Source organism: Chryseobacterium sp. 1B4 (assembly GCF_036631475.1).
GTDB lineage: Bacteria > Bacteroidota > Bacteroidia > Flavobacteriales > Weeksellaceae > Chryseobacterium.
Genome location: NZ_JAPNUF010000006.1, coordinates 368,226 through 389,167, shown reverse-complemented (window position 1 = coordinate 389,167; position 20,942 = coordinate 368,226). Strand labels below are relative to the sequence as shown.

Genomic DNA, 20,942 nt, shown 5'->3' with positions numbered 1-20,942 from the left:
TTTTTAATTATTTTCTAGGTTTTTCTACTCCTTTCCATTCGTCACCGGCTTTTCTGTACTGGCTTAAAGTGAAAGTTTTAAAATCTTTTGTTTTGTATTCAATATTGTCTGTATTCTGCTCAAACGGCATGATGTAATAGTATTCAATGTCCGTTTTATCAGATTTGTTCCCTTTTTTTACAGTGGGAACGTACTTTGAAAATTTATAATTGGGAAGATATTGTCTTAATCTGGTATAAAAAGCTTTGTCCTCTTTTTCGTTAGGAATGATATCTACAATGTTCAGATCGTCTTTTTTCTTGTCAATCCAAAGATAATATGTTTTTTCCTCTCCGATGTTTCTGTTGTAAGAATTGAAAGCAAACAATTCTTTAGGTACGAGTTCCTTGATTTTTTCCGGATCAACCTTAGTGTAATACTGGCCTTTTGAAGGATCTACATACGTCTCAAGGTTGTACATTAAAACAGAATTGTTTTCAAATTTTTTATTTTTAAAATACTGATTTAAAGATAATTCTGCTGTTGCTCTAAGCTCTTTTCCTCTGTCATCAAGTTTTTTTGTCGGATTCTGAGGGTTAACATATTTTACGAATTCGTATAAAACAACAGGTTTTATATCTTTAAGGTGAGGATACGTTTTCAGCTGCTCTGCCTTTACAAGCCAGTAATATTGTTGATAGTAGTCATCTTTATCCTGGTCTTTCACACTCTTGTAAGCCAAAGCAAGCTTCTTTGAATTCAGATATTTGCCATATTTTCCTTGTCCAAAAGCGAAACTTATGGCTAATAAGGCAAATAAAACAGTAAGGTTTCTTCTCATTTTTTTATAATTGATATTTTCGTTTTCCAAATATAATTATTTATTAGATATTATTTTGGATTGTGAGTTAAATTATGCCATATTGTTATTGTTAATTCAAGAAAAATCCTGTATTGCTACAGGATTGATAAATTATAACTGAGAGAGTTATAGGTTTAGAGTCATGAAATGAAATAGCAATGGTGAATTTTTGCTTCGCAAAATGAATGCGTAACCGCAGACTAAAAATACTTTCGTGCTGATGGTTCTTAATCCGATCCCGCAACCCCGATCCCGCAGTAATTCACATGTGCAGCGAATTAATCATTGCCGATTCATCAACCGGTTTTCTAGTATGACGTCTCATGTACCTTCACCGCTCTTCCGCTTGGGTCATTCATTTTTTTGAAGGCTTCATCCCATTCCAAAGCAATAGGAGTGGAGCAGGCTACTGAAGGAACAGACGGAACTGTAGCGGCGGCTGTTTCACTTGGGAAATGTTCTTCAAAAATAGTTCTGTATCTGTACTCTTCTTTGTTCTGAGGAGTGTTCAATGGAAATCTGAATCTTGCATTAGCCATCATTTCATCCGTTACTTCTTTTTCGGCTACCTCTTTTAAAGTATCGATCCATGAATATCCTACGCCATCAGAGAACTGTTCTTTCTGTCTCCAGACAATAGAATCAGGAAGAATATCTTCGAAAGCTTTTCTTAATACCCACTTTTCAATTTTTCCTTCTGCGGCGCTGATCATTTTATCTTTTGGATTAAGCGTCATTGCAATATCCATGAATTCTTTATCAAGGAAAGGAACCCTTCCTTCAATTCCCCAGCTCATTAATGCTTTGTTGGCTCTCAGACAATCATAAAGGTGAAGTTTTCCCAGTTTTCTCACTGTTTCATCATGAAATTCCCTTGCATCAGGAGCTTTGTGGAAATACAAATAGCCACCGAAAAGTTCATCGGAACCTTCTCCTGAAAGAACCATTTTAATTCCCATAGACTTGATCACTCTTGCCAGAAGATACATCGGAGTGGATGCTCTGATGGTTGTTACATCATACGTTTCAAGGTGGTAAATGACGTCACGTACAGCATCTAATCCTTCCTGTACGGTAAAGTTAACTTCATGATGTACAGATCCGATGTGCTCTGCTGCTTTCTGAGCCGCTGCCAGATCGGGAGAACCTACAAGTCCCACCGCAAAACTGTGAAGTCTTGGGTACCAGGCTTCCTGGGTATCACCGCTTTCAATTCTCTGGCGTGCAAACTTTGCTGTGATGGCTGAAATGACAGATGAATCCAAACCTCCGGAAAGAAGTACTCCGTAAGGAACATCACTCATCAGTTGTCTGTGTACGGCATCTTCAAGGCCTTTTCTTAATTTTGCAATATCCGTTTCGTTTTCTTTTACATGATCAAAACTTTCCCAGTCTCTTTTGTACCACTGCTGAAGCTCAGCGCCGTCTTTGCTGTACACAAAATGTCCCGGTAAGAATGTTTCGATTTTTTTACAAACTCCTTCAAGAGCTTTCAGTTCAGAAGCGACATAATAGTTCCCGTTTTTGTCCCAGCCCTGATAAAGCGGACAGATTCCCATATGGTCACGGGCAATCAGGTAAACATCGTTTTCAGTATCATATAAGGCGAAAGCGAAAATTCCGTTCAGTTTTTCAACGAAATTTTTTCCGTATTTTCTATAAAGAGCCAGGATTACCTCACAGTCAGACTGAGTCTGAAACTCATAATCAGGAAACTCTTCTTTTAATTCTCTATGGTTGTAGATTTCACCGTTTACAGCTAATACTACTTTTCCGTCCTTGGTAAATAAAGGTTGTTTTCCGGATGTTGGATCTACAATGGCAAGTCTTTCATGAGAGAAAACTACTTTTTCGTCCTGAAAAACTCCACTCCAATCCGGCCCTCTGTGACGGATTTTTTTTGACATTTCCAAAACCTGGGGTCTTAATACATCAGTTTTCTGTTTGGCGTCAAATAAACATACAATTCCACACATAATTTTTATTATTTATGGGACAAAAGTAGAAGTGATGTTTATAAATAACAATGAAAAAAGTTTAAATGTGAAAATTTTTAATCAATTAATATTTTAAAGTTAAAAATTTTAACTATTTATTGAAATTGACATGTTTTTGATTAATTTTTTTCGCTGAGGCAAATTATTGTCATCTCTATACGAAATAAAAATGACATATTTATTAATCTATGGTAATTAATTATATGAATTTTACCCCTTACTTTGTGGCTCGAAATAATTTTTTTTCATCATTTGTGTTTTTACCTTCTTGCAATTCTCATGCAAGAAGGTTTTGTTTTTATTGGATCCCAAGTAATGTTCCCGAAACATTCCATGAGCTGAAGCTTGTTCCTTCGGTTGGTCCCTGTGGAATCTTTACCTGTATTGTATGTTTTCCTGCTTTCAGATCTCCAAGGTGGATGAATTCAGGATTGGTAACCGTTCCCGGACACCAGTTTGATCTGCTGAGGTCTGATGACGAAAGACCATCCTGGAAATTTCCGGAGGCCGGATTGTATAAACGATATGAACCACAGTCTGTTCTCCAAGGTACAAATGAAAATATCAGATTTCCATCCACAAAGATAGAATTGGTTTTAGGGACGAATTCGTCTCCGTTTTCCCAGCCGCCATGGCCCGTTGTGGTATATCTTAGCTGAGCGTTTTTCAGATCTTTATCCAAAGTGAAACTGACAAGAAGGCCTTTATCCTGACTGAACATGGTAGAATAGTCCTGTCCGGCCATTTCCATAATGTTTAAAGTGTTGAATAACGGGATGGCTATATTATTTTTATTAACGTTTTGATCGCTTTTGTGAATCGTAATATCAAGACTTACTTTGTGTCCTCCTTTATCATAATTTCCAATAAAAGTTCCTATCCAAAGTTCTTTTCCGGATAAAGCAGGTTTTAATTCCGTAATATCCTGCCGGTAAGGGCTGATGGTGTGCCAGTCTTTTCCCTTAAGCTGAATATGATTAAACTTCTGAATGCCAAAAGCGGTAAAGAACCGCATCATTTCCATGGCAGGGCTGTAGCTGCTGGTAGCTGTTACTCCGTAATATTGTTTTCCGTTTCCGTTTTCGTAGACTGGAAGTGTTTTTACTCCTTTTTCCAGTCCATCAAAAAACGATTTTTCTTTGTCCTGCGGAATAAAAAATACAGTTCCTGTTCGGTCATAGGCATCTCCGTCAGATTGCTGCTTTAACTCTATAAAAACGTTTTCACCTTCTGTAATAGCAGGAAATTTTATTTTTTTAAGAATAACAGTTCCGTTGGCATATCTTTTTATCTGGCTGTCAGATTTTGAGGCATCAGAGAAATTGATAGTTTCATTTTCAAAAACATTCAGTATGGTAAATCTGCTTTTCCAAAGAAGATCTTTATATCCTAACTGATCTGTTGTCTGAATATTTCCTTTGATGATACTTTCAATTCCGGTACTTCTGGTCTTTTTGATTGAACTGGCTGTCATTAAAGAATTTTTATTTCTCTCCACTTCCAGAACCAGTCCCAGATTTTGTCCCAAAACAGAAGGTCCGCCTTTTAGTTTCAGATCATTGGTGTACCATACTTCAATGGTATTGGAATTGACTTTTGTGACCGCTTTTTTGCAGTTGTATCCCAGAATTTTTTTCGTTTCATTGGTCAGTTCGAAATCCTGTTTTCCTACAGATTCAGCATCTGACGTCGTGATGATTGTTCCGGGTTTTAAAAAAGCATAAGAGACAATAGTATTGGATGGCTTTTCTACCTTAGTGATCTCATAAGGATAGCTGCTTTTTTGTTCCTTGATCGTATTGTTGAGAATAAAATTTTCCTTTTCATTAACCCATACAATGGTAGAAGGCGGGTCAGTTAATATTTTTCCGTTATAAGAGCTGGTATACTGAATTTCATATGTCTGTGCAGAAAACAGACAGTATAAAAAAACAGCCAGAAAATTGAAAACAATTCTTGTATGCATAAATAAATGAGTTTGCTGCAAAGTTATTCTAAACTTTCTACAGCGTCAAAAAACGGATTAAATCTATACAGTTAGTAGGTAACCTTTACTAAATGTTACAAAAATTGTTACATTTTTTATAAAGATTTTAAATAAAAAAACTACTCCAAAAAATAGAGTAGTTTTTATGTATTGTTTATTGGGTTTAGACTAAGAAACTCTCTCAATCAAAGCCATATAGAATCCGTCATACCCTTCGCTAGGCATTACTTTTTCATCTTTAATCATTTTGAATCCAGGGTTGTTTTTGATGAATTCTTCTACCTGCAGATTATTTTCAGAAGGAAGGATAGAACACGTTGCGTAGACCATTTTTCCTCCTTTTTTAAGCATTTTAGAATAATCCTGAAGAATTTGTTGCTGTTCCTTTTTAATTCTGTCAATAAAATCCTGATCAATCTTCCACTTACTGTCCGGGTTTCTTTTTAAAACTCCAAGACCTGAACATGGGGCATCAATCAGAAGCCTGTCTGCTTTTTCATGAAGACGCTTGATCACTTTGTTGTCGGAGATCATACGGGTTTCGATGTTGTGGGCTCCGGCTCTCTTTGCACGGCGCTTCAACTCCGCAAGCTTCCAGTCGAAGATATCTAATGCTATAATCTGTCCTTTGTTTTTCATTAATGCTGCCAGATGAAGCGTTTTTCCTCCCGCGCCGGCACATGCATCCACCACTCTTTGTCCCTCCTTTACATCAAGGAAATACCCGATCTTCTGGGAAGAAGCATCCTGAACTTCAAATAATCCTTCTTTGAAAGCTGTGGTAAGGAAAACATTCTTCTTTTCCTCCAGCTGAACAGCATCAGGATAACCGTTAACAGGAAAAGAGACAACACCTTCATCCGAAAGATCAGAAATAAGTTCTTTGGTTGTTGTTCTTAAAGAGTTAGCTCTTAAAACAGTAGGGGCCTGCTCATTTAAGGCAGTCATTTCTTTTTCCCAGTTGGCACCCAGTTCTTTTTCAAGTGTTTCAGCAAGCCAGTCGGGAATAGAATGTTCTATTGCTTTTGTAGGAACGGTGTTCTTTTTAAGTTTGGTAAGAATATCGGCGATTTTGATTCCGTCAAATTCTTCAAATTTTTTATAATTGGTTTTGCTCCAAAGCAGATACGCAATGATCAGCTTGTAGATATTGTTGGGTTTCACCCCTTCACCCATATAGTATTCAAGGCGTTTTTTCCAACGGATAATATTGTAGAAAATTTCAGAAACAACAGCTCTGTCCTGGCTTCCCCATTTTTTGTTTGCTTTCAAAAGTCTTTCAATAACTTTATCGGCATATTTGTTTTTCTCAAAAAATGTCTCCTGTAAGGCATCGTGAATTCCGATTGCCAAGTTTCTGTGAATAAGTTCCATAAATTTGCTTCGCTGTTTGAATCTGCAAAAATACGACTTTTAATTGAGAGTTTGGAATTTGGGGTGGGAGAGTTGATAAAGGATGGTGAATTGTGAATGGTCAATCCGCTTTGCTGGTGAATTTTTATACAGCAAATCAATTTTTATGCTGAATTTGTAACTATTTTACGAATATTTATATTTTTTTATTTGCTTACAATAGCCTTTTATTCTAAGATGAATAAACCTGTATTTTTGCTTAATGAAAAATATTTGTTAACAAAATATACACTGTTCATTATTATACTTTATTTTCTTTGCGACAGGTTTATTTAATTTGCATTAATTCACTTAATGGTGTGAAATTAATATATGCTTATTGTCTACTATACTGAGCTTTACCTCTTGACTTCAACCTTTAAAAAGCCCTACCTTTGCAAAAAATTAAAATATGAGTGATACAGTACTTTGTCCGAAATGCAGCTCTGAATTTACTTACCCAAGTGATAACATGATGGTATGTTCTCAGTGTTTTTACGAATGGAATCCTGAAGAAGCTGCTTCTGAAGCTGCAAATGAAGGAAAAATATTGGACTCTAACGGAAATGAGCTTCAGGATGGTGATTCTGTAGTAGTCGTAAAAGACCTTCCCGTAAAAGGAGCGCCAAAGCCGGTAAAAGCAGGAACTAAAGTGAAAAATATCCGTTTAAGACCGGGAAGCGATCATAATATCGACTGTAAAATTGATGGTTTCGGAGCGATGGCTCTTAAGTCAGAATTTGTAAAGAAAGCGTAAGAGAATTCTTCTTTTATACCCTGAAAAATAAGAAAAGGAAAAAATTGGACAGTGTAATCTTTCAAGAGACTTAATTGCAGTACTGCTAATGTCCGTCCGGAAGGCAGAAAGAGAATTAACCAAAAATTTCCTTATGCTGTGGAAATACAAATGTAAGAAAAAGTTTTATAACAGCTTCTTATATTTGTATTTTTTTATTGGGTAAGTATAAGAAAATGTAGGAGTTAAGTGGAGTGGCAACATGGCAAAACCGTGAAATAGCAAAATTGCTTATTAGTCAGCCAGATGATCTGTTTTACGATTTTTCCTGTTCGTCTTTTGCGATTTAGCATTTTCTTTTACATAAACGAAATACATATTGATCCGGATATTTTATCATCAGTATAAACTACCAGTTCTTTACCTTTTGCTCTTAGTTTATTCCAATAATAATTTCCTGCAAATCTGCTTTCCAGAACTTCAGCTTCAAAACCTGCTTCGGTGATTTTTATTTCTTTCGGATAATAAGAAAATTTTGAAAGCTGGAAATCTTCGGCTTCAGTTTCAGAAAAAATATTCACTTCTCCGAATAGTCTGGCAACATAAGAATTGTAAGGATGTCTGTAGGTTTCTTCAGGACTGTCATTCTGAATCAGTCTTCCGTCCTGCAGAATAACAATCTGGTCCAGCCATGGCATAATATCCTGGAGCTCATGGGTGGAAATAATTAAGGAAACCCCGTGCTGCTTTACATATCTGAAAAGTCTTTCCCGGATTTCAATTTTTCTTGGGAAATCAAGATTACTGAACGGTTCGTCTAAAATCAGAAGCTTTGGAAGTACGGATAATGCTCTGGCAATAGCCACTCTCTGCTGCTGTCCGCCACTTAAATATTTGGGGAGTACGTTGGCAAATTCCTGAAGTCCTACGACCTCAAGAAGTTCCGTTACGGTTTCTTTTTTGTTTTAAATTGATATTTGAAATAAATTTTCCTACGTTTTCGGCAACAGTAGCGTAAGGCATAAGATCAAAATTCTGTGCTACGAATTTCATTTCAGGTTCTCCGGGAACAAGATTTCCTTTTGGTCCTGAAAGCTTTGTTCCGTTAAAAATAATTTCTCCGCTCTCCCAATCAAGAAGGCCATAGATCAGGCTGAGAAGGGTAGATTTTCCACATCCGCTTTCACCGGCAAGAGCTATAATTCTGTTTTCCTCAAACCTTAGATTAAGGTTCTGAAACAGGGGATTTTCTTTATTGTGAGAGAAAAATAAATTGTTTATTTCTAATAGCATATTACAAATGTAAGGTTTTTATGAAAACATATTTTTTTATTATATTAGCAGAACTAATAAAAATAAATCAAAAATGAGAAAAAACTGTTTTCGTTAGCTATTCCTGCATTATTTATTACTGCTGTAATGGTTTCTTGTAAAAAAGATAAACCGCTTACCAGTGAAAGTAATGAGGTGACGACTACTAAAGAAGGTAGCCAGTTCACTTTGGATACGCTAAACAGTAAAGTTGAATGGAAAGGATACAAAGTATTTAAATCTGAAAATACGAGTCATTTCGGAACAATCAGGTTTGAAAGCGGAGATGTGACAGTGAAGGACGGAAAACTGGAAAGCGGAAAATTCGTTGCTGATATGAATTCTTTAACTTCTGTGGATCTTAAAGACAGCCCGGAAGATTTAGGAAAATTAAACGGCCACCTGAAGAGCGGGGATTTCTTTGAAGTGGAAAAATTTCCTACAGCTTCTTATGAGATTACAAAGGTAACTCCGGCTACAGAAGGTGATTATAATACTCTTTTGGACGGTAATTTAACAATTAAGGGAATTACAAAACCTGTTCAGTTTAAAGCTAATGTTTCTGTGAAGAATGGAGAAGTGAGTGTCGCTACTGAGCCGAAAGATATCAAGAGAGAAGAGTTTGGGGTGAAGTTCCAGGCTCCTGCTGAAAACGGTGTCATCAAAGATGAGGTAACTCTTCAGATCAGCGTTAAAGCATTAGAAAAGAAATAATTTTTTTATTTAAGTGAAATAAGTGATTGAAGTCTGCCTCCCGAAAAAGAGGCAGATTTTTTTATGACGGACTTATTATTCAACTTAAAATCGTATTTTTGCAAAACATTTTGAAAGGGTAAAACAATGATAGAAAAGATAGAAGAACTACTGATCGAAGTAAACGGCTTCAATGCTACCTCTAAGGAAGAGATCGAAAACTTCCGAATCAAGTACAATGGTAAAAAAGGAGTTCTGAATGATTTTTTTGAAAAATTTAAAGAAGTTCCTAATGACCAGAAGAAAGAATTCGGGCAGAAGATCAATACTTTGAAGCAGGCGGTAGCTGTAAAACTGGAGGATTTGAAAAATGCTTCAGCGTCTTCTGTTATAGTGGAAAAAGAAGATCTTACAAGACCTGCTTTTCCATTGGATCTGGGTTCCAGACATCCGATCAATCTGGTTAAAAACAGGATTATTGAAATCTTCAAATCTATCGGTTTTGCAGTAGCAGACGGTCCTGAAATTGAAGATGACTGGCATAACTTTACAGCGCTTAATCTTCCGGAATATCACCCGGCAAGAGATATGCAGGATACGTTCTTCATTGAGCAGAATCCGGATATTCTTTTAAGAACGCATACTTCTTCTGTACAAACCCGTTATATGGAAGAAAACCAGCCTCCGATCAGAATTTTATCTCCGGGAAGAGTATTCAGAAATGAAGCAATTTCTTCACGTTCTCACTGTATTTTCCACCAGATTGAAGGATTGTATATTGATGAGAATGTAAGCTTTGCAGACCTGAAGCAAACCATTCAGTTCTTTACTACTGAGCTTTTCGGAAAGTCTAAAATCAGAATGAGACCGTCTTTCTTCCCGTTCACAGAGCCTAGTGCTGAAATTGATGTGTATTGGGGATTAAACTCTGAAACTGATTACAGAATTACGAAGGGAACAGGATGGCTGGAAATCATGGGATGCGGAATGGTAGATCCTGCCGTGCTGAAAAATGTAAATATCGATGCTGAGAAATATTCAGGATATGCATTCGGAATGGGAATTGAAAGAATTACGATGCTTCTTTACCAGATGAGTGATATCAGAATGTTTTTTGAAAATGATATCAGAACACTTGAACAATTCAAAACACTATAAAAAATCAAACCTCCGGAGCTCCGGAGGTTTTTGTTTTTAATTACTGACCTAAGAAACAAAACGTAACTAAAAACTGATCTTATTGAAAAATTTACACGTGTCTGTTTCTTATGTCCATACTTAGGATGATCCCTCAGTATTGACATGCTGCAGCTCTTTGACTGCCTCTATAATTAAGACAATCAATGTTTAGAATATATTACATTACAAATAAAAAAGCCTGCAAAATTACAGGCTTTATATTGAAACGAATGATTATTATTTGCTGAACTTTAAAGGATACTTCACATTTTTATAATCATCAATGCTGGCTTTCAGTGCTCCTACGGCAAGTTCCGCTTTCAGCAGCATAGGAATATGGTTAGCATCGTTGGAGACCCACATGGTAACTCCTTCTTTTTCCTTAAATACTCTTCCGCTTTTTACAGATGGGATAATTTTCAGACAATTGATAGTCCCGAACTTTGTCTTTAAGTTTTCTGTTCCAATCACTTTTAGCTGGAAAGGAAACATTTCATCATCAATCCATACGTTCATATTGATCACAGTTCCTACTTTCAGTTCATCCGGGCTTTTACTTCTCAAATAATAAAAGCATGAAAGCATATCCTGTACCCCTTTCACTGATTTTAAAACTTTAGACCCATTGGCCGGTGTCTTTTTATCTGTTAGAATCAAAGTGTTATTATCGTGATTGAAAGCGGTCTCAAAATGTTGGCGGTAGCTTCCCTCACGTACATTTCTTACATAAAAGCTTGGTAATCCTGTCTGTGTATTGATGAAGCTTTCATATAAATCTTCTACCTTGAAGAATGCTTTTACAGCACCGGTTGTCTGCCCTGTTCCTTTTACATAGAGATGAGGAACCCCTTTGTAGTTGGTCTTTTTTGTAGTAAGATTCGCAGTTCCTGCATTCAGGAAACCGTAGTGAATTCTAAGAGTAATAGACTCGCCGTCTGCGATGTTATCAATTTGGGCCGAGCCTAAAAAGAATAGTAATACTGCAAAAAAGGTTAATATTTTCTTCATAACAAGACATTTACAAAAACATTGCCAAATTTAAAATCTTAATTGATAGATATTTGACAAATCTCAGGTTTTTATTTAGAATCAATTAAATATGCTTCGCATTAAAATTAGTAAATTTGCAGTTACATGTATAATTAAATTATCTTAAAGATTATGATAACCACTGATATATTGATCATAGGTGCGGGACCTACAGGACTATTTGCAGTTTTTGAAGCTGGTTTATTAAAAATGAAGTGCCATATTATTGATGCACTTCCACAGCCGGGAGGGCAATTGGCGGAACTTTATCCCAAGAAACCTATCTTCGATATCCCAGGTTATCCTTCAGTAAATGCCGGAGAATTGGTAGATAATTTGATGGAGCAGATCAAGCAGTTTCAGCCTGGATTTACTCTGGGAGAGACCGCTGTTTCTTATACAAAGATTGATGATGAGTGGTTTGAGGTGATTACCAACAAAGGTACTGTTCACAGATGTAAAGCTATTGCTATTGCAGGAGGACTGGGAACTTTTGAACCGAGAAAGCCTACTTTCGAAAATATCGCTGATTATGAAGAAAAAGGTCTTGAATATTTCGTTAAAGAACCTGAGCATTTCAGAAACAAAAAAGTAGTTATTGCCGGAGGAGGTGATTCTGCCCTTGACTGGAGTATCTTCCTTTCTAATGTAGCCAGCGAAGTCACTTTGATCCACAGAAGAAATGAGTTCAGGGGTGCTTTGGATTCTGTAGAGAAAGTTCAGGATCTTAAAAACCAGGGGAAAATCAAATTAATTACTCCTGCAGAAGTTACCGGTATTAAAGGCGACGGGAAAGTGGAAGCGATCACCGTAGAAGTGGAAGGCCAGGAAGCTTACGATATTAAAACAGATTATTTTATTCCTTTATTCGGATTGACACCAAAATTAGGAGAGATCGGGAACTGGGGATTAAATATCGAGAAAAATGCAATCGTTGTAAACAATGCTCTTGATTATCAGACCAATATTGATGGTATTTATGCTATTGGAGATATCAACACTTATCCTGGAAAGCTGAAGCTGATCCTTTGCGGTTTCCACGAGGCTACTTTAATGTGTCAGAGTGTTTATAACAGGCTGAATCCGGGTAAAAAATTCGTTTTAAAGTATACAACGGTAAGTGGAGTAGACGGATTCGACGGAAGCCGTAAAGAAGCTGAGAAGGCTGTTGTGAAAAAAATTGACTAATTTTGCAGAATTATGTCAGATATTAATATTAAAATCACAGACAGAGAAGGGGTAACCCACGATGTCGTAGCTCCTACGGATATGTCCATGAACCTAATGGAAATTATCCGTTCCTATGAATTGGCAGAAGAAGGTACTATTGGTGTATGCGGAGGAATGGCGATGTGTGCTTCGTGCCAGGTTTATGTAATCAATGATCCTGGTCTGGAACCAATGGGAGATGAAGAAGATGCCATGCTGGCTGAAGCTTTTCATGTGAAAGACAACAGCAGATTAGGATGCCAGCTGCATATTGTGGATGAAATGGAAGGACTTGAAGTGGAAATTGCTCCTTATCCTTAGAAAATATTTTTTAATCTTAATAAGAAACCCGTCCGAGTTTTTCGGACGGGTTTTGTTTTATTTTATTTCTGAGAGCATATATACTCGTGTCTGATTAGAGTGTCTTCTTTAATGATTTCTAAGTAACTTTCACCTTCATTCTTTATAAAGTAATCTCCCGGTTCTATTTCATCTTTATAGGAAACCCACCATTGGCCGTTGTCATAACATTCACAAGGCTGAATGCTTTCAGGAATAGTTCCCTTTAATTTAAGAGATTTTATACCTTCAATACTTTCAACTCTAATTTTACATTTTTGCTTCTTAACTCTTTCCATCGCAGTCTTACAATCTTCCATAAAATAGGAAGAAAGAGCAGGAACAATAACGAATATAGTTACAAATACTGTGGCAACTCCGAGCATTTCTTTATTAACGTTGTAGTTATTCATGTGAAAGACTATAAAACTTTAAATTTCTTCCTTAGAAATCCATTTCCCAACCGTTGGTGCCTGATAATTTCTCATCTTTTCCAACAGTTCATCAATAGTATCGCTGATCAGCAGCATATCTCTGTTTACCTGCTTTAAAAATCCTTTATCCACCATAGTCTGAACCAGATTGATCAGATCATCGTAAAAGCCGTCAATATTCAGCACTCCGATGGGTTTTTTGTGAAGTCCCAGCTGCGCCCAGGTGATCATTTCGAAAAACTCTTCCAGTGTTCCATAGCCGCCCGGAAGAACGATAACACCATCACACAGTTCATTCATTTTGGTTTTTCTTTCATGCATGGTTTCTACGATAATCAGTTCGGTCAGATTTTTATGAGCAATTTCTTTGGATTGCAGGAAATAGGGAAGGACTCCAATTACCTTGCCTTTTTCGCTCAGCGCTCCATCAGCAATTGTTCCCATCAGGCCTACGTCTGCACCGCCGTAGATGAGTTGTATATCTTGTTTAGCCAGAGTTTGTCCAAGCAGGAATGCCTGTTCTTTATAAATGTCGTGCGAACCAAAACTTGAGCCGCAGAATACGGTGATACTTTTCATTGTTTTTAATTTTTTTGAACCATTAAGGCTTTTAGGTGATTAAGAAGTGTTAAGGAAATATCTATTGCTATTTTTTAAGTGATAGGCTTCATTAATCCGCTTACGGATATTCTTAACTATCTTTTACTTCTTAAATAACTCTTCATGGTTTAAGTTTAAATAAAATATCCAAAATCATAAGACCTTGGATATTCAATATAGTAATTTTAATGTTTTATTTCTGAGGAATATTGGCTAAAATATCTTTCAGGAAACTCCAGAATTTCTGAGCTGAAGGAATATTGGCTCTTTCATCAGGAGAGTGTGCCCCTCTGATAGTAGGTCCAAAGCTTACCATTTCCATCTCAGGGTAGTTTGCACCGATGATCCCACATTCAAGGCCTGCGTGGCAGGCTACTACATGAGGCTTCTCATTGAACTTTTCTGTGTAAAGTTTCTCCATCAGCTGTACAATTTCTGAACCTGGTTTTGGCTTCCATCCCGGGTATGAACCGCTGAACTCAACGTTCATCCCTGCCAGTTCTGCTACAGATTTTAATTGTTCTGCTACTGAATATTTTGAAGAGTCTACAGAAGATCTCGTAAGGTTTAAGATCTTAAGTTCTCCACCTTTCAGTTCTACTCTTGCCACATTGTTGGAAGCTTCCACAAGATCTTTCACATCCGGGCTCATTCTGTATACTCCATTGTGAAGCGCTTTTAAAGTAAGGATCACTTTTCTGGAATCTTCTTCAGAAATAGCCTTGTCAGAAGATGTAGAGCTCTCAATATTAATCTGAATTCCAGGTTCTACTGTTGCGAATTCTTCTAAAATATCTTTCTTAAGAACCGTTACATTTTCGATAAACTCCTGAGCATTTCTCACCGAAATAACGGCAACACCTTCTCTTGGAATCGCATTTCTCAAGCCACCGCTGTCGATAGAAACCAGTTCAATGTTCTGGTTTTCCAATCCGCTGTAAAGAAGCCTGCCAAGAATAATATTGGCATTTCCGAACCCTTTGTGGATGTCCATTCCGGAGTGTCCTCCCTGAAGACCTTTTACTTCAATTCTTACAATTTGACCCTTTGAAGCTTCTGCAGTGTAAGTTTGAGTGATTGTTACATCAACACCACCGGCACATCCTATATCAATTTCATCATCTTCTTCAGTGTCAAGATTCAATAGAATATCACCTGTTAACTGCCCTGGTTTTAATCCCAAAGCACCTGTCATTCCTGTCTCTTCATCAATGGTGAAAAGCGCTTCCAATGCAGGGTGAGGAATATCTGAACTTTCAAGAATAGACATAATAGTTGCTACTCCCAAGCCATTATCAGCTCCTAAAGTTGTTCCTTTTGCTTTTACCCAATCACCGTCAATTTCCATTTTGATTCCTTCTGTTTCAAAATCGAAATTAACATCATTGTTTTTCTGGCAAACCATATCAAGGTGAGATTGAAGCACAACAGATTTACGGTTTTCCATTCCTGCAGTGGCAGGTTTTTTAATAATAACGTTTCCTACTTCATCTACCGTAGTTTCCAGTCCTAAACTCTCACCAAATCCTTTGATGAAAGCAATTACTTTTTCTTCTTTTTTCGAAGGTCTTGGAACAGCATTTAATCTGGAGAAGTTTTTCCAGATAATCTGCGGCTCTATATTAGATAATTCCATTGAAATTTATTTTTCTCAAATTTACAAAATAAAAAATGCTTCTGTGGGATACAGAAGCACTTTTGTATGATTTATAAGGGTAAAATTATAAACAGTAAATATGCTGATCTGCTTTTTTACCTTTTGCCTTTTTGCGATTTCGTCCTGTTAACATCCACACTCTCCATAAATAGGAGTCGTGAAAGTGGTGCCGTCTGGTTTCTCAATAGTCAGACTACCTTCAAACAGCAGCGCTTCTTCGCCTTTTATTTTTTTACCTTTTACAGAAATCTTATAATCATCATTTTCTATTTCTTTGGTAAGCAATTCATCTACTTCCATATCGCTTGATGAGATCAGATTCATGGCCAGTCTTTTACCGTCCAGCATCATATAAGCGGTCTTTCCGGCGTCATCTGCGTAGATGTATCTTTCATTTTCAAAATCAGTTTTGCTTACAGCAAAATAGCAGGAACATTCTTTGATTTCTTTTGGAAACGGAATTGTCCCCACCAGGATATTTCCGGAAGAAGGACCCGTGGAAGCAGAATCTTTAGTAATATGTAAAGAATCAGCAGGAGCAGAACCTGAAACAGTTTCTTTTTCCTTTTTACAGGCTACCAGCAGAAATGCAGAAAATAAAATGATTAAATATTTCATGTGTTTGTGGTTTTATAATTGGTTTATCCTCTTGCTCTTTCAAGAAGTGTCATCATTAGTAAAGAAAGGATTACCAGGCTTTCTTCCTCATCATCAATGTCTATCAGTCTGTCCAGTTGAAATCTTCTTCCAAAGAATGAAGGCATTTTTTTAAGCTTAAAATAAGCCTTACCATCAATACCTGTTACTGTATAGGATGGATTAAGGAAATAGCCGGTGAACATTCCGATGATAGGGATTTCTCCTACAAAGCTGTCCCAGAATCTTACCCATGCGCTGTCTTCCTGAATCTTAAACCTAGGCTGATCATGTGCATCAAGGATATCATAACTGGCTTTCCAGAGAGAACGCATCCCTTTTCTTGCCAGTCTGCCGTAGTTTTTGTTATCAATAAGATCATTCAGAGAATACGAAGCGTTGAAATCAATCCATTGATTTGCTTTGATCCTGAAAAGCTCTTTAGACTTGCTTTCATCATTAAAAACAATAACATCTTCTTTCAGCTTAAACATTTTCTGACGAACATACGCTACATAATTTCCGTTTTTGTCAGTAATGTTGAAGTCACTTGCTAAAGTAGTGATTTTGAATTTGAAATCCAGTGGATAATTAAGATTGTTAAGTACCATGTCAGTTTATTTTTTTCATATTTAATTTAAGCCGCAAATATAAAGGTTTTTTTAGAGTTCTCAGTCAGGAGAGAAATATAAAATATCATAATGGGACATTAGTCAGTGGGCAATGGTCAATTTTTGCTGTGCAAAGTCAATCGTTAATAGTCATTTTATATAAATTCAAAGGCAAAGCGGATTGACGATCATGATCCTCTATCAATTATCAACTTTAATCCTTATTTTTGTACTTATGGATTACCCTAGTAAAGTATTGGCAAAGGCGGTGGATGAGATTTCCGGACTGCCTGGAATTGGTAGAAAAACAGCTTTAAGATTAGCATTGCATTTGTTGAAGCAGCCCAGTTCCAGAGCCGTAAGTCTTGGCAACTCCCTGATCAATCTCGTTAACGAAATCAAATACTGCAAAGAATGTCATAATTTTTCAGATTTTGACGTTTGTGAAATATGCAGCAATGAAAAAGAAATGGCGAACTGATCTGTATTGTTGAAGATGTGCGTGATGTAATTGCTATTGAAAATACAGGGAAATACGCCGGTAAATACTTGATCCTTGGCGGAAAGATTTCTCCAATGGAAGGAGTAGGACCAGGCCAGTTGAACATCCCGAGCATTGAAAAAAGCTGAATGAAGGAAAGGTAAAGGAATTTATTTTTGCATTGAGTGCTACGATGGAAGGAGATACGACAGCTTATTATATTTATAAGAAATTTAAAAACTTCAATGTCAGTTTTTCAAGCATTGCAAGAGGAATTTCAGTAGGAGACGAACTGGAATATGCCGATGAAATTTCTTTAGGAAGATCTATTATCAACAGATTGCCATACAACGAGAAAGATTAATATGAAGCTGTCTGTCATTATTGTTAATTACAATGTCACCCAACTGCTCAGAAGGTGTCTCCTGTCACTTCAAAAATATATCCGGGAAGTAGAATATGAAATCATTGTCATTGATAATGCTTCTACAGACCCTTCATGGCAAGAGCTTATTACTGAGTTTCCAGATATACATTTTATCTCTTCTGAAACAAATGGCGGTTTTTCAAAAGCTAATAATCAGGCAATACAGACCGCAAAAGGAGAATATATTTTACTTTTAAATCCTGATACCGAGTTTGAAGGGTTTTATATGAAAGAATTGTTGGATTTTGCAGATGCGCAGCCTTCTTTCGGATGTCTTGGAGTGAGGATGCATGATGCTGAAGGAAATTTTTGCCTGAAAGTAAGCGCTCAGTTCCGGATATGTTCAATTCGTTTGAAAAACTGTTTACCAATTTTAAAAAGAACAATTCAAAATCCTATTACAGAAACGATATAGAGGAAAATAAGGTTGCGGAAGTTGATGTGGTCACAGGAGCCTTTTTATTGGCTAAAAAAGCAGTATATGAAGAAATAGGCGGGCTGGATGAAGCTTATTTTATGTATGGAGAAGATATAGATCTTTGCTATACTTTTTTAAGAAACGGATATAAAAACTTCTATTACGGAAAGGTTTCAATCCTGCATCACAAAGGAGAAAGCACGATTAAAGATGAAGTATATCTCAACAGATTTTATGGAGCGATGCAGATCTTTATTGATAAGTATTACAAGGAATCGAAACCTGTACAATATTCATTTTTGAAAGCAGGATTGAAGCTCCGGCATCAGATTGAAAAGATCAGGTTAAAATAAAAAAGCAACTCAATCTGAGTTGCTTTTGTTTTTTATGTAAGATAATATTCTTCTTATTTTACCGGTGCAGGAGTCTGTGCCGGAGTCGTTGTAGAAGAAGCAGGAGCTGACTGTTTTGCAGGAGCTTCTTTCTTCGCTGGCTGTTGCTGTGCAGGAAGTGCCTGAGACGGCTTGCCTGTAATAACAACGCTTAAAAGGATAAGAACGATGATAGTTCCGCCCAGAGTCCATGTTGCTTTTTCCATGAAATCATTGGTTCTCTGTACGCCGAACTGTGCAGATGATGCACCTCCGAATGTACTGGAAAGGCCTCCTCCTTTTGGATTTTGCGCCATAACGATAATTACCAATAAAACACTGGCAATCATAACAAGAACCATCAATAGTGTAAATATAGTATCCATTAATTCTGATATCTTTTTGAATGGGCAAATTTAATCTTTTTTTACTGAATGGCAAAAAAAGATGTCGCCAAATGTTGATAAAAATAAAAACGGCAACAATTGTTACCGTTTTTTTTATAAAAATAAGGTGTTTTTATTTGAAATCAGCATCCGTTGCCTTATTGATTTCATAAGACTTTACCGTCATGGTCATATCCATTCCCATCTGGCTTACAGAGATGGTGTAAGGCATTTTTACCCCTTCTACATCTTTGTAATTGGAGAATGTTGTTGGGATGGTCATTTCCTGACCCTTAGCTTTTACTTTTTAGTTTCTCCGGTTTTTAATCCTGTTGCAACACTGTAGTAATACGTTGTATCTCCACCTTTAATTGCATAAGAATCTTCGCTTCCGATTTTCTCAATTCCGCCTAATTTATAATCAGCAGATTTTGCGAATCCTAGTTCTTCGAAAAGCTCAGGGTTCTTTTGTTTTTCGGCAATTTCTTCCGGTGTGATGGCAACTTTTTGTCCCATTTGCTCAGAATAGCCTGTTTTTCCGTCAAATACCTGCTTCTGCACCACCTGTCCCATTGCTGTTACAGTGGTCAGCTCTTTTCCGCCTTGTGCCTTAATGATTTTAAAATCGATGTTTTGCCCCTGCATAGACATTGAAGCATTTGTGGTGTAAGAAGTAATTTTCGCCAGATTAGCTTTTCCTCCGATGGCATTGATGTATTTATCAACAACAGATGCAACAGTTACACCGGCATCCACTTTCTGTACCGTTGGTTTTGCTACAGGATTGGCATCTTTATCGAAATATTTTACAGGATACCCCAGCTTTTCCAATCCTTCAGAAATATCAGAGGCTTTACCTGCGATGAAAATTCTGCTCTGGTTGGGTAAGATGGTAGCTTTTACAGCATTGGCAACATCTGCAGCAGTTACTTTATCAATAGATTTTAAGTAATTGGTGTAGAAATCAGCAGGCAGATCCTGAACCTTTTGATTCAAGGCAAATCTTGCGATCGTTGCAGGCTGCTCTAAAGACATAATGAAAGCTCCTTTCAGTTTTGCTTTTGCATTGGCCAGTTCTTCCGGTTTTACTGTAGAAATAGCATTAAGTTCATTCATGAATTCCTTAACTGCTTTGTCTGTAACTTCATTTCTTACGCTTGCACTTGCAGAGAACTGTGGTGAATACTTACTTGCAACCATGCTTGAATAAGCACCATAAGTGAATCCGTTTTTCTCACGAAGATTCATGAAAAGCCTGGCTTCACCACCACCTCCAAGAATGTAGTTGGCAATTGTTGCAGGGAAGTAGTTGGCATCCTTCATCTTCAGGGTATTCAGGTTGTTTAAGGAAACAACAGACTGTACTGCGGAAGGAACATCCACTATGTTGATTTCTGTTTTAGTAACATTAGAAGCCGGTTCTAATGGAGTAACAGGTGTATTTGCCTTTTTCCAGCTGCTGAAAGCTTTCTCGATCAGCGGTTTTACCTGGTCAAACTTTACATCTCCTACGATGACTAAATAAGCATTGTCCGGAGCGTAGTATTTTTTGTATATATTCTGTACGTCAGCAAGCTGGATTTTGTTGATAGATTCTACCGTTTCAAACTCACCTCTTGAAGTATTTTTTCCATACATCAAAGCGTTGGAAACTCTTGCAGCGATGGAAGATGCATTTTTTTCGTCGGATTTTAATCCTTCGATAGCTCTTTCCTTAGAACTTTGAATTTCTTCTGCAGAGAATTTTGGATTGATGATGGCATCAGCCATTAAGTTTAATACTTCAGGGAAGTATTTGGAAAGTGAATTGGCAGAAGCACCTCCTGAAGAGAAATTAAGGTTAGCCCCAAGATAATCCACTTTTTTGTTGAAATCATCTTTGCTGATGTTGGTTGTACCGTTTTCGAACTGTTCAGCCATAATTTCGCTTACCCCGGTTACAGCGCCTTCGTTGTATGGAGGTCTGTCCATAGAAAGGCTTGCGCTTACTCTTGGCAGCTTGTTGTTCTCAACCACCATTACTGTAAGGCCGTTGTTTAGCTGGAATGTTTTTGGTTTGGCAATGTTGATCGCTGGAGTAGGCCCTGGCTTTGGCATTGCATTAAGATCTATTTTTTGTGCTGAAACCATTCCTGTAAAGAAAAATGCCGCAGCTATATATGTTAATTGCTTTTTCATTTGTAAAAATTTAATTTTTAATAATCATAG

At 37.0% G+C, this 20,942-nt stretch carries 18 protein-coding genes and 3 pseudogenes; 8 read left to right on the top strand and 13 right to left on the bottom strand.

Going from position 1 to position 20,942, the window contains the following annotated elements; genetic code table 11:
* Window positions 1-7: 7 nt before the first annotated feature.
* The 4 genes from OWR28_RS07840 to OWR28_RS07825 all read right to left on the bottom strand — a co-directional run bounded on the left by OWR28_RS07840 (window position 8) and on the right by OWR28_RS07825 (window position 6,199).
* Window positions 8-850, bottom strand: coding sequence for a hypothetical protein (locus OWR28_RS07840; RefSeq protein ID WP_332386154.1), 843 nt, complete (start codon window positions 848-850; stop codon window positions 8-10).
* A 299-nt stretch (window positions 851-1,149) separates the two neighbouring features.
* On the bottom strand, window positions 1,150-2,817 hold the full coding sequence (asnB, locus tag OWR28_RS07835) for an asparagine synthase B (RefSeq protein ID WP_332386153.1): 1,668 nt from the start codon (window positions 2,815-2,817) through the stop codon (window positions 1,150-1,152).
* 319 nt (window positions 2,818-3,136) lie between these two features.
* Window positions 3,137-4,804, bottom strand: coding sequence for a GLPGLI family protein (locus OWR28_RS07830; RefSeq protein ID WP_332386152.1), 1,668 nt, complete (start codon window positions 4,802-4,804; stop codon window positions 3,137-3,139).
* Window positions 4,805-4,993: 189 nt separating this feature from the next.
* Complete coding sequence (locus tag OWR28_RS07825; protein ID WP_332386151.1) at window positions 4,994-6,199, bottom strand: RsmB/NOP family class I SAM-dependent RNA methyltransferase; 1,206 nt, start codon at window positions 6,197-6,199, stop codon at window positions 4,994-4,996.
* A gap of 430 nt (window positions 6,200-6,629) precedes the next feature.
* Here OWR28_RS07825 and OWR28_RS07820 point away from each other — a divergent pair, with 430 nt between their 5' ends.
* Window positions 6,630-6,974 carry a zinc ribbon domain-containing protein YjdM gene (locus OWR28_RS07820; RefSeq protein ID WP_027373877.1) on the top strand — a complete coding sequence of 115 codons (345 nt, stop codon included), beginning with the start codon at window positions 6,630-6,632 and terminating at the stop codon, window positions 6,972-6,974.
* A 338-nt stretch (window positions 6,975-7,312) separates the two neighbouring features.
* On the opposite strand, the pseudogene OWR28_RS07815 reads toward OWR28_RS07820, so the two are convergent.
* Window positions 7,313-8,246 (bottom strand): annotated as a pseudogene (locus OWR28_RS07815) (ABC transporter ATP-binding protein).
* Window positions 8,247-8,372: 126 nt separating this feature from the next.
* On the opposite strand from OWR28_RS07815, the gene OWR28_RS07810 reads away from it, so the two are divergent.
* Both OWR28_RS07810 and pheS read left to right on the top strand, forming a co-directional pair.
* Complete coding sequence (locus OWR28_RS07810) at window positions 8,373-8,978, top strand: YceI family protein (protein ID WP_332386150.1); 606 nt, start codon at window positions 8,373-8,375, stop codon at window positions 8,976-8,978.
* 126 nt (window positions 8,979-9,104) lie between these two features.
* Window positions 9,105-10,115 carry a phenylalanine--tRNA ligase subunit alpha gene (pheS, locus tag OWR28_RS07805; protein ID WP_332386148.1) on the top strand — a complete coding sequence of 337 codons (1,011 nt, stop codon included), beginning with the start codon at window positions 9,105-9,107 and terminating at the stop codon, window positions 10,113-10,115.
* A gap of 258 nt (window positions 10,116-10,373) precedes the next feature.
* Here the strand turns inward: pheS and OWR28_RS07800 are convergent, their stop codons facing one another.
* Window positions 10,374-11,144: a DUF3108 domain-containing protein gene (locus OWR28_RS07800; protein WP_332386146.1), complete on the bottom strand. Its 771-nt coding sequence runs from the start codon at window positions 11,142-11,144 to the stop codon at window positions 10,374-10,376.
* 153 nt (window positions 11,145-11,297) lie between these two features.
* On the opposite strand from OWR28_RS07800, the gene OWR28_RS07795 reads away from it, so the two are divergent.
* Together OWR28_RS07795 and OWR28_RS07790 are read left to right on the top strand one after the other, a co-directional pair.
* Window positions 11,298-12,353, top strand: coding sequence for an NAD(P)/FAD-dependent oxidoreductase (locus OWR28_RS07795; protein WP_332386145.1), 1,056 nt, complete (start codon window positions 11,298-11,300; stop codon window positions 12,351-12,353).
* 12 nt (window positions 12,354-12,365) lie between these two features.
* Window positions 12,366-12,695, top strand: a complete 330-nt coding sequence (locus OWR28_RS07790; RefSeq protein WP_047098450.1) for a 2Fe-2S iron-sulfur cluster-binding family protein — start codon at window positions 12,366-12,368, stop codon at window positions 12,693-12,695.
* A gap of 62 nt (window positions 12,696-12,757) precedes the next feature.
* On the opposite strand, the gene OWR28_RS07785 is transcribed toward OWR28_RS07790, so the two are convergent.
* From OWR28_RS07785 to OWR28_RS07765, 5 genes are all read right to left on the bottom strand, one after another.
* Window positions 12,758-13,126 carry a hypothetical protein gene (locus OWR28_RS07785; RefSeq protein WP_052186912.1) on the bottom strand — a complete coding sequence of 123 codons (369 nt, stop codon included), beginning with the start codon at window positions 13,124-13,126 and terminating at the stop codon, window positions 12,758-12,760.
* Between the two features lie 18 nt (window positions 13,127-13,144).
* A complete protein-coding gene (locus tag OWR28_RS07780) occupies window positions 13,145-13,726 on the bottom strand; it encodes a TIGR00730 family Rossman fold protein (protein ID WP_332386144.1) in 582 nt (193 codons plus the stop codon).
* A 214-nt stretch (window positions 13,727-13,940) separates the two neighbouring features.
* Window positions 13,941-15,383, bottom strand: a complete 1,443-nt coding sequence (locus OWR28_RS07775) for an aminoacyl-histidine dipeptidase (RefSeq protein WP_332386143.1) — start codon at window positions 15,381-15,383, stop codon at window positions 13,941-13,943.
* 147 nt (window positions 15,384-15,530) lie between these two features.
* Window positions 15,531-16,022 (bottom strand): hypothetical protein, encoded by a 492-nt coding sequence (locus OWR28_RS07770; RefSeq protein ID WP_332386142.1) that lies wholly within the window; start codon window positions 16,020-16,022, stop codon window positions 15,531-15,533.
* 23 nt (window positions 16,023-16,045) lie between these two features.
* Complete coding sequence (locus tag OWR28_RS07765) at window positions 16,046-16,651, bottom strand: LURP-one-related/scramblase family protein (protein ID WP_332386141.1); 606 nt, start codon at window positions 16,649-16,651, stop codon at window positions 16,046-16,048.
* Between the two features lie 235 nt (window positions 16,652-16,886).
* On the opposite strand from OWR28_RS07765, the pseudogene recR reads away from it, so the two are divergent.
* From recR to OWR28_RS07750, 3 genes and pseudogenes are all read left to right on the top strand, one after another.
* A pseudogene (recR, locus tag OWR28_RS07760) lies at window positions 16,887-17,496 on the top strand (recombination mediator RecR).
* Between the two features lies 1 nt (window position 17,497).
* Window positions 17,498-17,974, top strand: a complete 477-nt coding sequence (locus OWR28_RS07755; protein ID WP_332386140.1) for a glycosyltransferase — start codon at window positions 17,498-17,500, stop codon at window positions 17,972-17,974.
* Complete coding sequence (locus OWR28_RS07750; RefSeq protein ID WP_332386366.1) at window positions 17,899-18,330, top strand: hypothetical protein; 432 nt, start codon at window positions 17,899-17,901, stop codon at window positions 18,328-18,330. Before OWR28_RS07755 ends, OWR28_RS07750 begins: the two co-directional genes overlap by 76 nt.
* Window positions 18,331-18,383: 53 nt before the next feature.
* On the opposite strand, the gene secG is transcribed toward OWR28_RS07750, so the two are convergent.
* Window positions 18,384-18,734 carry a preprotein translocase subunit SecG gene (secG, locus tag OWR28_RS07745; RefSeq protein WP_332386139.1) on the bottom strand — a complete coding sequence of 117 codons (351 nt, stop codon included), beginning with the start codon at window positions 18,732-18,734 and terminating at the stop codon, window positions 18,384-18,386.
* A gap of 133 nt (window positions 18,735-18,867) precedes the next feature.
* A pseudogene (locus OWR28_RS07740) lies at window positions 18,868-20,912 on the bottom strand (M16 family metallopeptidase).
* Window positions 20,913-20,942 lie beyond the last annotated feature (30 nt).